Here is a 15,394-nt window from a genome sequence, read left to right as displayed (position 1 = left end):
TACCTATGAGGAATTGAAACATATTCAACTTATCGCCAGCACGAAGGACGTAAACCGCTCCCAGACTACCTATGAGGAATTGAAACATCTTCTGTTCGTAGTTCATATGCTCGAAGCCGAGAATCGCTCCCAGACTACCTATGAGGAATTGAAACATTCAACTGTCTCTTTGATAGCTCTCTCAGACCAGAAGCTCCCAGACTACCTATGAGGAATTGAAACTTTCTACGTACTTTGTGAAAGCCTTCGTTAATTTTTTCGCTCCCAGACTACCTATGAGGAATTGAAACACGCACGAATAATAGCAGTGGGGGAAGAAGGTTTCAGCTCCCAGACTACCTATGAGGAATTGAAACTCTAGTCATACAGCTTTCACACAAGTATTCGCCAGCTCTCAGACTACCTATGAGGAATTGAAACCCATTATCAGCTCAAGCGCAGGTATGACTTGGCTTTGCTCTCAGACTACCTATGAGGAATTGAAACTGTGGTAAGATACTTGCGAAGGGTTTGCAGTGTATTGCTCTCAGACTACCTATGAGGAATTGAAACACAACAATGCGCTCGAGACCGTGGGGAGGTTTTCTGCTCTCAGACTACCTATGAGGAATTGAACCAACAACTGCTGAGCGGTATTCATCGAGAAGCCCGGAGCTCCCAGACTACCTATGAGGAATTGAAACTACCTCCTTCTAAGGTATCATTATTTTAATTCTTCTAGCTTCCAGACTACCTATGAGGAATTGAAATTTACAAACTGGTTGTTGGTGATACGTGGTAGGTGGTTGGTGAAGAGCTTAAGGACCAAAAAAGGAGCGCAATTGCAAAGCGGAAGAGTGTCGGACTGTTTGAACCAACTCAGTTTGTCATCCTGACGTGGTCTGGCATCTGACCTCTGCTCTATCGGGACGTCGCGCCAGTTCCTTTTCGGGGGCTGATCTTGACGCTTCTGATCTAAGTCCCCGCTTGAGCGGGGTGGCGGCATGCTCCTGCCGACGGGGAGTGTGCTCTTAAGATCGGTCGAGTTCAGGCTACACTAGATCTTCTTCTTGACTTCTCTCTTCATAGCCCTGCTGATTACGAGGAATATTATCAGAAAAGCTAGACCTGTTAGGACGGCTATGCTCCTGGAATAGCTAATGAATAAGTCTCCTAAGAAAAAGCCGCCCGCCAGAAACAGAATTGTGCATATCAGGTCTCCGACTGCGAACAGAGAGATAGCGGTCGCTTTCGGTGAATCGCTGAATCCGGCGAACACGGGCACATATTTCCCTATTAGGGGAATCACTTTCGAGAATAGGTAGAAGAGTCGCGGTGAAGAGAGAAAAAGACCTGTTCCCAGAACCAGAAAACGCTTTAGCCAAGATACACCTTTTGAGCTGGAGTAATTGCCGCTGACTGCATTTCTGAAGTAATTACCCACCAGAATAAACAGAATATCGGTGGAGAGCAGAGAGAGCATGGACAAGAGTATAACGGGTATCGGTTTAAGTATGCCTGCGGCTATTAGTATCCCGCCCGACACGATAAAGACCGGAATGCCAGACTGATCTATTATTGTACCAAAGAAGACAACCAAGTATCCATACTCTCTCAAAAGCTCCAGGGCTCTATCCATATCAATGTCAACAGCAGTTGCAGAGGAGATCACATAAGATACAGGTGGCACAAGCAGCGGCAGTAGTCCCCACGTCTTTCTTGTTGACGTAGGCACCGCCCACTTTCCAGACCTGATCTCTTTGTTTGAGTGTTTCGTTGTTTGGATCTACAGACCTCAGTTCATTCCAGGTATTCGAAGCCTCGGTTTGGCTACCTAGCTTTTCGTACTGGATAGCTAGAAAAGCCAGATAGTTTGGCTCTCTGGAACCCACTTGCATAGCTTTCTTGATACATGTTATTGCTTCAGCGTGATTACCCATTTCGGCGTGGCTAAAGGCCAGTTGAGCGAATATCCAATCGTCTTGTCCACCATTCCTGATTGCGGTTTCTAAGTCCTCAATCGCTTTCGAGTGGTTGTTCTGGCTGCTTTGCGCAATTCCTCTTATTCCGAACGCTTCATATCTCGAGCTGTCGATAGCTATCGCTTGCGTGCAGTATTCGATGGTTTTCCCCCAGAGTCTTTGAGAGTATGATTCGGTTGCGTTGGCGATCAGAATATCGTAATTCTGGGAAGCCCTGTCACTGTAATGATAACTTCTTTCCGTATGGACTCCCGAATCGTATTCCTCGCGTTTTTCCGGAGTCCCGAGGATTTCGTAGGCTTCATTTATCTCTTTCATCTTCTGTTCTGCGAGTTCACGAAGCGGATTGTTGGAATGTTTGTCGGGATGATAAAGACTTACGAGTTCACGATAACGTTTCCGAATTTCAGACTGAGTTGCATCTGGCTTCACGCCGAGCACCTCGTAATAATTGGCCATTCTCAGCCCTCCTTATCGAATTTCTCTTTCGCTATCTCAAGACTGTTCATCACAGAATTCATTGCGCTTGATACAATCTCTCTATAATAAGTGTCCAGTGAAGGTTTTCCTTGAAGATATATGGCCTTCAACGAAGACTCCACGCCTCTCTCGACTAAATCTACCATGTCTTCACGGTTCTGACCCTGTAAGAGGTTGAAAGACCCTTTAGCTACGTCAGAATGAAAGTCTTCCAGCGCATCGACAAGGTACATGATTTTCAGCATATTCATGGAAATAGATTCGCTGCGTTCTGAGTTTCCATTAGCAGGGAAGAATTCAGCGGTCAGTCTTCCCCCGAACTCCATGAATTTGCTTAGCCTGTCCAAAGGATTAAGCTTTGAATCTCGTTCGACTTCCAGCGCGGCAAAGCACTCTGATTTCAGATCGGAAATCGATATCTCCCTCTCCGCAAGTTTCCTCTCTGATAGTCTGAAGACCTTGCCAAGGATCTTCAAGAAGATCCTGTTTCTTATAGTAATCTCATTGTCAAACTCCTTGTCCCATAGGGCTATAAGGATCATCAATACAGAAAGATTAGACAATGGATCAAAGTAAGCCTCATACCCTGCCAATACTTCAACTTTCTTGGGTTGTATAATACAGCTCTTTTTTATTACCTTTTCTTCATCGATCGAAGGCAGAAAACCTGACTGAATCGAGAAGAAAATCGGATCGTGCTGCAAAAGCATTGAAGCCCTTGTTCCGTATAGCCTCTTGAGATTATGGCAGAGCGTGCAGTAGATAACCTGATACTGTCTTCTGGCTTCGGGCGAAATCGAGTTCCCCGGTTTGAAATATCCAAGCATACGTACCTCGTTTTAGATCACTGCTTTTTCTCTGTTCAGGCTTCATTTGATTCTCTTGTTAGTGCTGCTGTGGGCATCTCTGTGGAATCTTCAGATGCCCCAAGGAATATATTATCTCACAGGTGTTACTGCTTCTTCACGCTGATCTACAGACTTTACCCTATCTCGTGTGTAGTCCTCTTCCAGTCTTGCCGTGAGTACTAGCATCCTATAAACATACTCGATTACCTGTGAGAGCTCTACGAACTTGCAAAAGCTAGAAACATTGAGAGCTTGTCTGGCTGAAGACGCCTCTCTATGACAAAGCTTCCTCCAGATTCGCAAAGAACTTCTTGCAAGCTAGATAAATCTTTGGGTAGTTCCTTCTCGTAAGATTGATACTGTCTCTTATCGTTGATACTCGAATGTCACTCAGATTATTCAACCACTTATCGAAAAGATCATCAAGTTCCTTTTCTTCTGCATCATCGACTGCTAGATAGTTCTTCCGGATAATTATGACTGCGAGAGCCTTTATAGTGTTAATTATCGCACTATCAGATTCATAAGCTTTGAACTCTTTTAGAGCATCATTGGCTATCTTTAAGTGATCTCTGAACCCGCGCAATTCCTTTGATGTGTCGAATTTCATCGCGTTTTCTGTGAAAAGTATGGCCAGTTCAAGGTTATTTTTCTTAAAGAACAGGCGTGAGTATTCCAGGAACTTTGCAGCTACGTACTCTCTTATTTCTTGATCATCAGGAATTGCTTCCAATATCTCGTCAGCAACATCTCTCGTACTCTCTGGATCTTCTGCAAGGATGTGAATTCTAGCCTTCAGGAACATTGCCTCGAAATCGTGGATGTCGATCTTCCCATCGGCATTTATGGCGTAATCAATCTCGGGCTATTCAACATGTTCTATAACAGCAGGAAGCTTCGCGATCCCGACTACAAGGAGGTCGTTCGTCCCAGCAACGACAATATCTATTCTGCACTATGGCTCGACCTGAGATCGGAGCCTGTTGGTGAGTGTACCGGCAGTAGAGGACCGCTATTACTCCTTCCAGATGATCGACATATACACACACAACTTCGCCTACGTTGGCACAAGAACCGGATTTTGATAACCCTGAAGAACTCAAAAAAGAGATCGAAAAGAAGACAATCGAATTCGCAAAGAACATAACTCATATGCTCAGTAAGTAGTCAACAGATCATGTGCCGCGTTGAACGAAAACCCTCTGATTAGGGTAGAATTCTTCGGGAAGCGAAAAGAATGCCGTAGCAGAGGGTTGATGGCTGGGGTGTGAAGAGCTCAAGATCCAGATTCGGTCAGGCATCGCAAATCGTGGAGTCTTCAGATCAGCCTGGCACATTTATCACGGCGCGGACCTATTCGGTAATCTTAGACTTAGACACGCATAGTGAAGGCTATCCGAGTTTTATAGATCTCTTGTTTTTGTTACTGCTCCTGCTTGCGGTTTCCAACCTCTTAGTACTCTCGCACACCTCAAAGAATTGGTGCAAGCGTATTCTCAGCCGATTGGATACTCCGAGATAGGAGCTGTGCTCTAATTGCAGCAAAGATTTCACTGGAGGTGATAAGTTGAAGAGAGCACTGATTGTGCACGGCGGATGCGATGAAGGATTCCTTCCGCAGAAAGAGATGGAGCTTCGCACAAAAGGGGTGCGGAAGGCCTTTGAAATAGGACTCGACGTTCTGCAAGGAAGCGATTCCGCTTTAGATGCCGTTGAGTCAGTTATCGTGACACTTGAAGACGATCCGCATTTCGATGCGGGCATTTCCGGCTCCTTCAGCAACATGATAGGAGAAATCGAAATGGATGCCTCAATTATGGATAGTAACGAGGCGGCAGGAGCGGTAATCAGAATCAAGAATTTCGCTCATCCTATCAGCGTGGCGAGAAAGGTTATGGAGGAAATTCCTCACATAATGCTCTCCGGGAAGGGAGCCGAGATATTCGCCAGACTTATGGGGTTCAGAGAGACAAGTCCGGATGAGCAGCATGCGAATACTGATAATAGAGAAATGGAGAAACTTCCGGAGAATTACAGAGAATTCGTTAAAAAGTACTCTATACTGCTGGCTGAACAGAGGCTCTTCTCAACTGTCGGAGCAGTGGCAGTAGATTCAAAGGGTCGCATCGTCGCCGGGACTTCGACCGGGGGAATTGCCCACGCCTTTCCGGGAAGGGTTGGAGATACTCCCATCATAGGGGCCGGAACTTTCGCGTCCATATCTGCCGGAGCTTCGGCAACCGGACTTGGAGAGGGAATACTGAGAGTCGGAGTCACAAGGAAGCTCGTCGAGCTTATCGAAGGCGGCCAAGCGGTTCAAAAAGCCTGTGACAGAGTTATCGAGATCTGTTCCAAAAGGGGGTTCCCATGTGGAGTGATCGCCCTGGATGACGAAGGCAATGCCGGAATCTCCCATAATGGCTTCTTCATGCCCACAATGTATTCCCGCTTTGACTGATCCGGAAGACAACGATAGAACTCAACTGAACCAAAGGACACTCAGGGAGATTCGGGCTCACACATTCGCATGATAGAGAATGAGTAGACTTCTAAACGTGAGATCGTTGATTCTCCTTGATGACGATCTCCAGTTTTCTTCAAGAGCCAAACCTACATAAGAGTTCCAGTGAGTGGAGTAAGGACGAGAGAGCTTCTCCGCAAATTTCGCCCTGATTTCAGGAGTATTGATTGTAACTGGTCAATCTGTCTCTTGATCGAAGGAACTTCATTTGCAATACCCGTTCTCGCAAGCAGCTCCATCCTGTGAAACCACATCATCCACCCCTTTGAATCAAGCTTATCCATATCTGAGTTGAAATCGTCCATAAAGACCGAGGCCGGCGCTATCAGCTGCGCTTTGTGGCGAACCAGCGCATATTCTATTGGCGACATCTCCGCAAGTCTTCTGATCGCACCGATAAGAAGCTTCTTGTTTGGCTCACTTCTCCATTCCTTCGTGAAAGCGAGGAGTCGGAGATGATATATTGACGGCCATCTTGCACCTTCTTTGAAAACTAGCTTTCCTCCGTAGTTTTCAGTGATTTCCGAAAGTGATCCGACGCTCCTGACAAAATTGAAAGCCTCAAGAGCCTTCTCCACTTGATACCTGACGAAATTCTTTTCTTCTAGACCACCCTTCGCGAAGAGCACGGCGCGGATTGCTTCGGAACCGCCGAAACCCTTTGAGTCCACTATATTCTTAAGCTCTCTCGGGAAGTCGGCGTTGTCTCTTTACAGAGCATCGAAGGCTCTCGAAATAACCGGATTCCCACTTCCAAGACCCATTTCGATCCGCTTCCTGCTCGGTACACAAAGCAATCTCCAGTAATTCCAGGATTTGTCCACAAAGGCTTCGGCTTATCTTCATTTCTTCCTTTTCGAGAATCGACCTTGATCTATCCATCTTCCCCACTTCAACCAAACAGGTATAATAAAGCTAATGATTCCAGTCAAGGAGCAGTGATCTTTGAAGTGAAGGAAGATCTAAAAACGTATGACCGCTTGGTAATAAAGAAAGAACTTCAAATTGGAGAGGTTATCCATCTTCAAAGAGAGTGCGGATCGCTGAGAAGAGGTGAGCAGAGCTTTGAACCTGCTTCTCGAGAAGTCTAAGGAAGTACTGCTGGCCGTTCTCCCGATTACCGTGCTGGTTCTTGCACTGAATTTCCTGTTCGTCTCGTTGAGTTGGTTACTAATAATAAGGTTTGTAATTGGCTCCTTCTTGATTGTTGTCGGGTTGTCAGCGTTTCTTTTTGGAGTAAGCATAGGGATTAGCCCTATCGGCAATTTCATGGGTACCTTCATAGCGAAGAAGAACAAGCTCTGGATAGTAGCTGTTGCAGGTCTTGTACTTGGCTTCTTCATATCCATAGCTGAACCTGCACTGCATATACACGCGCTTCAGGTTGAGCTTGTTTCTTCAGGCATATTATCTAGCTGGAGTGTTGTTATAACCGCATCGGTTGGTATTGCAGTATTTCTCTCACTCGGACTCATAAGAATCGTCTTCAATGTCGCCCTCAACAAGCTTATGACAGTATCGTACGGGGTAATACTCATCCTTTCTCTCTTTTCTTCGAGAGAATCCCTTGCGATCTCTTTCGACGCTTCCGGAGCTACAACAGGCGCAATGACCGTTCCATTCATTCTTGCACTTGCAGCCGGTATCTCAGTCCTCAAAAGAGATAGTAGATCTTCAGAGAACGATAGTTTTGGACTCCTGGGAATTGCCTCCGCAGGAGCAATTATCTCTGTGCTCCTCGTCGGAATAGTTTCCACTAACAACATTATGGAAGTTGCCCCTGATTATTCAGCATCGGAATCTTCCGCGATTCTCGGTCACTTCTTTGGTTTGATGCCAATGATCGCAAGAGATGTTCTTCTTTCACTGCTTCCAATACTGCTGGCCTTCTTGCTGCTTCAGTTCAGCTCATTTAGACTTTCAAAGAGGATGATCAGACAAATTACTGTCGGACTTCTGTTCACTTTTGTGGGCATGGTGGTCTTTCTCGTTGGTGTCAACGGAGGCTTCATGGATGTTGGTAGAGAAATCGGATACGGAATAGCCTCAATGGGAAACAAGTCGATCTTAGTTCTAGTTGGTTTGATTCTGGGTCTTGTCACAATCCTTGCAGAGCCTTCGGTTCACGTTCTGACTCATCAAATTGAAGATGTGACCAGCGGTGCCGTTAAGAGAAGAATAGTGCTTTTCGCCCTTTCGGCCGGTGTTAGTCTGGCAGTGGCTCTTTCAATGATTAGGATAGCTGTGCCGGCGGTTCAGCTCTGGCATTTTCTTCTGCCCGGCTATGTCATCTCCATAGTGCTGTCGTTTCTTTCGCCTAAGCTCTTTGTCGGAATTGCTTTCGATGCGGGAGGTGTTGCCTCCGGACCGATGACAGGTACATTCGTACTCGCTTTCGCCCAGGGCGCCGCGAGTAAAATAGAAGGCGCGAACGTGCTCGTTGACGCTTTCGGTCTCATATCTATGGTCGCAATGACACCCATTATCGCTCTACAGATATTGGGGTTGATATACAAGATGAAGACAAGAAAAAGAGGTGTTGAGTCAAGTGGCTAGTAATGAGAATCTCAGTCCCTACAAGCTGGTGTATGTAATCGTTAACTTCGGCAAAGGAAGCGAAGTCTTGAGAATTGCAAGGGCAAACGGTACAAATGGAGGCACTATTCTGCTGGGAAGGGGCACTGTAAAAAGTGGATTATTGAATTTCTTCGCACTGTACGAAATCCGAAAGGAAATAGTCTTGATAGTTGCAGACAATGAGACTGCCAAGAGCGCGCTTGAAGCTCTTAACAGAGATATGATGCTAGATCGCCCGAACCACGGAATCGCTTTCACTGTAGACATACGCGAAGTAGAAGGATCAAAAGAGCTGGGATGCAATTCGCTCCAAGAAGGAAGAGGTGAAAAAGAGATTATGTATCACTTGATTACAGTAATAGTTGATAGGGGAAAGGCAGAAGAAGTTATAGATGCTGCTACCGAGATGGGTTCGAAAGGTGGAACGGTAATTAACGCGAGAGGATCCGGTGTTCACGAAAGAAGCACGTTGTTTGCAATGGAGATCGAACCCGAAAAGGAGATCGTCATGATCGTCTCCGAAAAGGAGTTGACACAGACAATAGTGAACAAGATAAGAGAGAAGCTAAGAATTGATGAACCGGGTAAGGGAATCCTTTTCATTCAAAATGTGGCCGATGCCTATGGCCTCCTCAAGTAGAGACAGATAAACCATGCAATGAAGAGGCGATCTCCTGAAAGCCTGTACGTTCATCTTTGGGTCAACCCTATTTGCTGATTCTTCTAGCCACGGGCCTTGTAGAATGAATCGAATCCAACCGCTGCCAGAATTACAAGTCCTTTGAATACGTATTGAACATAAAGATCTATCCCAATCAGGTTGAACGCATTGGTTATCATCGTCAGCAACAACGCCCCGATGAGAGTTCTCACGACTGAACCTTCTCCCCCAGACACACTTGTACCGCCTATTACCGCAGAAGCTATCGCATCCAGCTCATAGCCCTGGCCGGCAAGAGGTGTAACTGAAAGCAGCCTTGAGGCGTAGACGATTCCTGACATTGCAGCCATTACACCTCCGGCAACGAAGGTCAGGGTCATGTAGAAGTCGACTTTGATTCCTGAGAGTCTGGCCGCCTCTTTGTTGCCGCCAATGGCACAGGAGTATCGACCGAATTTCGTCTTGACAAGAATGAACTGACCGAGAGCTACCAGAATCAGCAGCAGAATTATTGGAAAGGGAATCGGCCCTATGTAGCCGTTGCCGATGAAAGCAAACCCTTCTGAGTCGACATAAAGAGGATAGCCGCCCGTATACATATAAACGATCCCTCTTATGATCGTCATTGTTCCCAGAGTGGCAATGATCGGCGGGATATGGATTTTCGAGCTAAGGAATCCATTTACCGCTCCAAAGGCGGCACCAACAAGCAGAACAACAATCACGGCGAGGAACCAGTGCATAGAAGATTGCAGTCCAACCGCCATTGCGGCGGAAAGAGCCAGTAGTGAGCCGACCGAGATGTCGAACCCGCCGCCGATAATGACAAAGGTGGAACCGATAGCCATTATACCGATTATCGAGCTCTGCCTGAATATGTTTATGATATTTCTCCAAGACAGAAAGTTGGGTGTCATAAGCGAGATGACCAGCGCCAACACAAAGAATGCTATGATGATTTTGTACTTTCCCAGAAAGCTTGCCAACCTCGACTTAACAGCGGATCCTGACATTCAACTCACCACCTGATTATCTAGATGCTCTTGTTTTCCGCTCAATGCCTTCTTCAGGATCTCGCCCTGGCGAGCTCCGCGTTTGAACTCTCCCACGACCTCTCCATCTGCAATTACAAGGATTCTGTCGGATACTCTCTGAACTTCCGGCACTTCCGAGGAAATGAAGATAACGGAGAAGCCGTTCTCGGCAAGCTCTCTCACAATCGAGTAGATCTCACTCTTTGCCTTCACATCGATTCCCTGTGTCGCCTCGTCCATGATCAGCAATTTTGGGCTGGTCAGCAGCCACTTTGCGATTACGACTTTCTGCTGGTTGCCTCCGCTGAGGAACTTCGTCTGCTGATGTATCGAAGCAAGCCGGATATTAAGCCTTTCCCTGTATTCATTCGCCTTAACATACTCTCTCTTTGTCAGGATCAATCCGGGCGTCACAGTGAAATCGCCTATCGCAGGGAGAGTAATATTCTTGAAGACCTCGAAAAGCATTATGAGGCCGTCGGATTTCCTGTCTTCTGGGATCAGCGCTATCCCTGCATTTATGGCATCTACCGGCGAGCTTAGATTCACTCTCTTGCCCTCGACAGTTATCTCGCCGCTGTCTGCTTTCTCGGCGCCGAAAATCGCCCTGGCCAGCTCCGTTTTTCCCGAGCCGGTGAGACCGGTAATTCCAAGCACTTCACCAGGATAGACTTCAAATGAGATATCCCTTACTCTAGGCAACTTTCGAACGTTCTTCACAGATATGACGGGTGGTAGGTCGTAGTTTGCGGAGCTCGAAATATCTTCGATATCATGAAAGACTTCACCGACCATTAAATTGACGATTTCTTCTCTGTCAGTTTCAGCAGTATTCAGAGTGGAGACCTTCCTGCCGTCTCTTAGGACTGTAATTCTATCTGTAATTCTGAAGACCTCTTCCAGAATATGGGTGATATACAGAATCGAGATTCCCTTGCTTTTAAGTTGCGAGATAATCTTGAAGAGATGATCCGACTCTTCCTTCGAAAGCGAGGCCGTCGGCTCGTCCATAATCACCACCCTCGAATTCCTGGAAAGTGCCTTCATGATTTCCACAACCTTCTGCTGTGCCACCCCGAGCCTGAATATCTTCTCGTCCGGTGAGAGATCAAATCCATACGATTCACAAAGGCTGTGAAATCTCTTTCTCATATTCTTCTCTGAAAGCAGGCCCGAGACCTGCATCTCGTCACCGAGGAATATGTTCTGCTCGACAGTGAATTTGGGAATGAGGCTCCTCTCCTGATAGATAACACTTATTCCCTTCCTGAAAGATTCCGTTGGAGATGAGAAGCTTGTTTCCTTCCCGTCGTATAGAATAGTCCCGGAATCCTTCTGATAAGCTCCGACAATGCATTTTGTGAGCGTCGACTTTCCCGATCCGTTCTCTCCCAGAAGAGCGTGGACCTCCCCCTCTCTCACGTCCATGTCTACCCTGTCAAGAGCCTGAACACCGGGAAAGCTCTTCGATATCTCCTTAACTTCGAGAATGAGTCTAGAACCCACAGTATCTCTATTCAACTAAATCACCCACATACTCGAGAATCTTATCGCTTATGTGCCTTATATCCCAGGAGAGAACAAACCCGTCATTGCCTTTTCTAAGAGTTGCCTCTACATAATTCCCGACTTCCTCCAGACCGACCGAACATACAGGGGGAAGATTGATCGCCTCAAATCCGGGGAAGATCCTGGTTACCGGATTGAGATTCATCTGATCGATCTTATTCAGCTCGAGTTCATAGTTCTTCTGATCGATGCCCCTCATTCTTATTTCTTCAAAGCTTTCAGGCAAAAGAAGGCCGGTCAGCTCTCCGATGATTTCAAGCGCTTCTCTCTCCGAAAGCCGCAAGGCGTGATCCACGAGAATTTGCGCCAGAGAGAGAAGTTCCATCGGAAGTCCGGCCGGCCCCATTGTTTTGCAGTAAATCATCGGCTTCATCCAATCCACATGCCTGGATATTCTCTCGTAATCCTGCGAAACGATATTTCTAAGAGAAGGGGAGAAAAGATCCACGCCCACTTCAAGGCCCAGGTTTTTCGCCCTGTCTGAATATGAAGTTAGCAGCTGGAGCACCAATGACTTTCTGAACTCGAGAAATTCCCCGGTAATTCTGTAAAACTCTTTGAGAGTTTCCAGTACTTCGTCCATTCCCCTCTTCGAACCGAGCTTTCTTAAAAAACCGCGAATTGCCTCCTCAAAGGCTGAACCCGTTGCACTTGATCTCTCTTTGCAGGTGTCGCAGAAGCAGGTAAGCATCTCTCCTATCCCGTTGGCCGGCGAAGGAAAACGGATCCTGTCGAGAAAGACACCGTCGAAGTCGGCAAGGCCAAGGATTTCTTCGAAGCGGCTTAGAAAGGCCTCCTCCCGACTTACCTTGTTGGGGCAAAGAAATTCAAACTCCTCACCGCCGGCCTTTTGGGATTCCAGTATCTCCGACCGGCCGCTATCTATCGTTCTGACGATCTTGAAGGCGTCCGTATCGAAATCTACTGGCGTGTCTGCCAGCATAGGATACCAGAGATGCGGAGAGACCCCGACGTCTCTGCAAATCGAGACAAGCGGGGAAAGATTTTCGGGCCGGATCGACCAGATAATGAGCTTCTCAAGCCCTGCCTTCTTTGCCTTCGAAAGTTTCTCTGTAAGGCTTCCTGAATTATCCCTGGACAGCTCCTCGTTAAAGAACAGCTGTGAGAGGATATTGATCTTACCTGCTTCAGACATCAGCGACCTCCTGTCGTATTTCTCTTACATTTCCGGTTCGAAATCGCCCACGTTATCCTTTGTGACCATTACCTGCTGGATCTCGACGAATTTCGGCACTTCCTGGCCGGTCAGGTATAGATGGGCGGCCTCGACAGCTTTGTAGCCTTCTTCAATAACCGAGAAGTACGTGGAAGCGTAAACGTCTCCGGCTTCGATGTAAGGAACGAGCTCTTTAGCATACTCCAGGCCCAAAACCACTACGTCGGTGATTCCTCTCTCCTTGAGCGCCATCGATGCCGCAATGGCTCCCGACCACCACTGGCAGGCAATGACGTCGACATTTCTGCCGCTCTGGAGGAAAGCTTCCATGAACGCAAGCGTTCCTTCCTTTGTCCAGCCGTCGATAGGGCGCTTCTCAATTATGCTCCAGGAAGGATTTCTTTCAGCAACGGAGAGAAAACCCTCTTCTCTCATTCTCTGGGCAGTTGTACCGGGATTACCTTCTATAAGAATTATGTCGATGTCGGCGTTCCCAAAGAGCTTCTCGACAAATTCTGCCTGGACAACGCCTGATCCTATCTCAGAACGACCTATGTGGCTAATGACACCCGGATACTTGCCTTCAGGATCTGTTCCGATGCTGTTTGTGAATGTTATCAATGGAATTCCGGCTTCGTTGCAGCGAGTTACCGCCGTTCGAAGGGCCATGTTATCCGCCGCGCAAAGTAGCACGAGATCTACACCTCTTGCAATGAAGTTCTCAACCTGAGACAGTTGCTTGCCTGCATCCCATTCTGCGTCCGCATAGATCAGGTTCAGTCCAAACTCCTTAGCGGCCGCATCCAACCCTACTCTCTGGACGCTGAAGAATTCAACGGTTCCGGGAAGCAAAACTGCAACGTCCGTCCCAAATAGAATTCCTGCCATTAGAACGAAGATCAAAGCCAGTAGAACAGTAATCTTTCTCATAAGTACCTCCTCTTGTAGTTTCCTGCCGTTCAAAATCCCGAAGTTCCCCCTAGAACCTCTTTAAGTAGCAACTCTTTCTGAGCAAAATAAGCTCCGCCAATGACAACACTGTAAGGCTCAAGAGCCGCTCTGACAAGTAGATCAGGTCTGTAAAGCTCTTCCGGAAGAACCTTCCTCAGAGTGCTGTCGATTATCGGAAAAATCCGGTCATACTGATTGAAGCCAATACCACCTCCTATCAGAAGTCTTGCCGGATCGAGAAGCATAATTGCATTGGCAAATGCAAGTGCAAGATGTTCGCAGCCTCCCACAATTCTTTTGAGGATTCTCTCATCGGAGTCCATCTTCTCGAATAGGTCCTTTACGCTTAACTCCCAGCCGTTTTTCCTGGAGAAAGACTCTAGCGCATATCCCGAAAACCACTGTTCGAGTCTTCCAAATCCCGTATTCATCTTTGATTCTGTAGACCAGTCGGTGACAAATTCGCCGATTTCACCGGCTCCACCGACGCATCCTCTGTAAACCGAATCATTTATGACAATACCTGAGCCGATACCGGTTCCAATCGAAACCAGAATCACATCATTGTACTCCTTTGCAGAACCGATCCATGACTCTCCGAAGGCGGCAAGTGTAACATCGTTTTCGATCAGCGTCGAAATACCGAACTTCTTCTCGACCGGAGTCTTGAGATCAAGATCGCCGATGTCGAAGGAGGGCATGTATTTTATCTTCTGCGTAGCCCTGTCTACCGTACCGGGAATGCCTAAAGAGATTCCCAGCACCTTCTCTTTTCCGACTCCCTCTATGTAACTCTCGAGCCTCTCATTCAACTCATCTACCAGACCCCTTTCGGTGCGAAGAAGGTCAGTGGCAATAGTGTCGCGTTTTAAGATATTTCCGTCGAGATCGATCAACGCGAAGATACTCTTAGTTCCGCCTATGTCAACACTGAGTACGTTTCTGTAGTCTTTTGCGAAAGAGATATTTATAGGTTTCCTGCCACCGGAAGATTTGCTCTGTCCGAGCCCATTCTCTCTAACAACTCCCTCTTCAACCAGGTCGTTGACAATTGAAGAGATAGTCGGTTTGCTAAGCCCGGTCAGTTTCGCTATCTGGACTCGAGAAGTACTCTTCTTTTCTCTAATTATCCTCAGAATTTCGCTCGTTCTGATCTCAGTAAGTTTCGATACCACTTCTTCCTCCCGCTTCCTTCCTTCATCCTCTTCTCCGCCGATTCTTTGCTGACAACCGGGAGATCGCTTACAGAAAACACCAGAAGGACATCATTCAAGTTGGTAAATAAAAACTACTAACTAATTCAATTGAATTATAGTCCTTGAAGCGTCAATGCCAAAGGGCAAGCCGGCTCGACGGCGCGGATCCTACAAGCAGGATTTGACTACTAATCACTTTCACTCTTCTCTCTTGAACCGTAGTCGAGTGGTAAAAATGTTAGAGATGATTTCTCCATACTCTAAAACAATCCCACCTTCTTCCTGCAAATCTTCGTCAACCCATGTTCCTTCAGATGAAAGTGCGTGGGTCTTGTATTTCAATGGACACAAGAACGGCTCTTTGAGAGAATGATTCTGCTGTGAATCGAAGGCCGAACTCAAAAGCTCTTCATTGTGGC

At 46.9% G+C, this 15,394-nt stretch carries 13 protein-coding genes, 1 pseudogene and 1 CRISPR repeat array; of the genes and pseudogenes, 4 read left to right on the top strand and 10 right to left on the bottom strand.

The window, feature by feature from the left end:
* Positions 1-56 precede the first annotated feature (56 nt).
* A CRISPR array of direct repeats spans positions 57-750; the repeat unit is 30 nt; unit sequence GCTCCCAGACTACCTATGAGGAATTGAAAC.
* A gap of 286 nt (positions 751-1,036) precedes the next feature.
* From B3K91_RS08305 to B3K91_RS08290, 4 genes are all read right to left on the bottom strand, one after another.
* On the bottom strand, positions 1,037-1,618 hold the full coding sequence (locus B3K91_RS08305) for a hypothetical protein (RefSeq protein WP_214078652.1): 582 nt from the start codon (positions 1,616-1,618) through the stop codon (positions 1,037-1,039).
* Positions 1,619-1,625: 7 nt separating this feature from the next.
* Positions 1,626-2,420 carry a J domain-containing protein gene (locus tag B3K91_RS08300; protein WP_292594617.1) on the bottom strand — a complete coding sequence of 265 codons (795 nt, stop codon included), beginning with the start codon at positions 2,418-2,420 and terminating at the stop codon, positions 1,626-1,628.
* A 2-nt stretch (positions 2,421-2,422) separates the two neighbouring features.
* A complete protein-coding gene (locus B3K91_RS08295) occupies positions 2,423-3,268 on the bottom strand; it encodes a DUF5685 family protein (protein WP_292594614.1) in 846 nt (281 codons plus the stop codon).
* 295 nt (positions 3,269-3,563) lie between these two features.
* On the bottom strand, positions 3,564-4,094 hold the full coding sequence (locus B3K91_RS08290) for a hypothetical protein (protein ID WP_289057986.1): 531 nt from the start codon (positions 4,092-4,094) through the stop codon (positions 3,564-3,566).
* 69 nt (positions 4,095-4,163) lie between these two features.
* Between B3K91_RS08290 and B3K91_RS13620 the strand changes: the two are divergent.
* Positions 4,164-4,374 (top strand): annotated as a pseudogene (locus B3K91_RS13620) (DUF1254 domain-containing protein).
* 482 nt (positions 4,375-4,856) lie between these two features.
* A complete protein-coding gene (locus B3K91_RS08285; protein ID WP_214078648.1) occupies positions 4,857-5,747 on the top strand; it encodes an isoaspartyl peptidase/L-asparaginase family protein in 891 nt (296 codons plus the stop codon).
* 152 nt (positions 5,748-5,899) lie between these two features.
* Here the strand turns inward: B3K91_RS08285 and B3K91_RS08280 are convergent, their stop codons facing one another.
* Positions 5,900-6,481 carry a hypothetical protein gene (locus B3K91_RS08280; protein ID WP_214061045.1) on the bottom strand — a complete coding sequence of 194 codons (582 nt, stop codon included), beginning with the start codon at positions 6,479-6,481 and terminating at the stop codon, positions 5,900-5,902.
* Positions 6,482-6,875: 394 nt separating this feature from the next.
* On the opposite strand from B3K91_RS08280, the gene B3K91_RS08275 reads away from it, so the two are divergent.
* Both B3K91_RS08275 and B3K91_RS08270 read left to right on the top strand, forming a co-directional pair.
* Positions 6,876-8,366 carry a DUF1538 domain-containing protein gene (locus B3K91_RS08275; RefSeq protein WP_214061049.1) on the top strand — a complete coding sequence of 497 codons (1,491 nt, stop codon included), beginning with the start codon at positions 6,876-6,878 and terminating at the stop codon, positions 8,364-8,366.
* Positions 8,359-9,027 (top strand): P-II family nitrogen regulator, encoded by a 669-nt coding sequence (locus B3K91_RS08270; RefSeq protein WP_292588934.1) that lies wholly within the window; start codon positions 8,359-8,361, stop codon positions 9,025-9,027. Before B3K91_RS08275 ends, B3K91_RS08270 begins: the two co-directional genes overlap by 8 nt.
* An 83-nt stretch (positions 9,028-9,110) precedes the next feature.
* On the opposite strand, the gene B3K91_RS08265 is transcribed toward B3K91_RS08270, so the two are convergent.
* Genes B3K91_RS08265 through B3K91_RS08245 form a run of 5 tightly spaced genes read right to left on the bottom strand, consistent with a single transcriptional unit; the run spans position 9,111 to position 14,954 of the window.
* The gene (locus tag B3K91_RS08265) at positions 9,111-10,061 is read right to left on the bottom strand and encodes an ABC transporter permease (RefSeq protein WP_292594609.1); all 951 of its coding nucleotides are present in this window, start codon (positions 10,059-10,061) and stop codon (positions 9,111-9,113) included.
* Entirely contained in the window at positions 10,062-11,603 is a 1,542-nt protein-coding gene (locus B3K91_RS08260) for a sugar ABC transporter ATP-binding protein (RefSeq protein WP_292588931.1), read from the bottom strand. It abuts the gene before it with no gap.
* On the bottom strand, positions 11,596-12,807 hold the full coding sequence (locus B3K91_RS08255) for a hypothetical protein (RefSeq protein WP_292594606.1): 1,212 nt from the start codon (positions 12,805-12,807) through the stop codon (positions 11,596-11,598). Before B3K91_RS08255 ends, B3K91_RS08260 begins: the two co-directional genes overlap by 8 nt.
* 24 nt (positions 12,808-12,831) lie before the next feature.
* A complete protein-coding gene (locus B3K91_RS08250; RefSeq protein ID WP_214060977.1) occupies positions 12,832-13,758 on the bottom strand; it encodes a sugar ABC transporter substrate-binding protein in 927 nt (308 codons plus the stop codon).
* 29 nt (positions 13,759-13,787) lie between these two features.
* Positions 13,788-14,954 (bottom strand): ROK family transcriptional regulator, encoded by a 1,167-nt coding sequence (locus B3K91_RS08245; protein ID WP_292594603.1) that lies wholly within the window; start codon positions 14,952-14,954, stop codon positions 13,788-13,790.
* Between the last annotated feature and the right edge of the window lie 440 nt (positions 14,955-15,394).

The organism is Mesotoga sp. UBA5847, from assembly GCF_002432735.1.
Classification (GTDB): Bacteria; Thermotogota; Thermotogae; order Petrotogales; family Kosmotogaceae; genus Mesotoga.
Note: the sequence above shows the minus strand (reverse complement) of the source record. Positions and strands in the feature narration are given on the sequence as shown.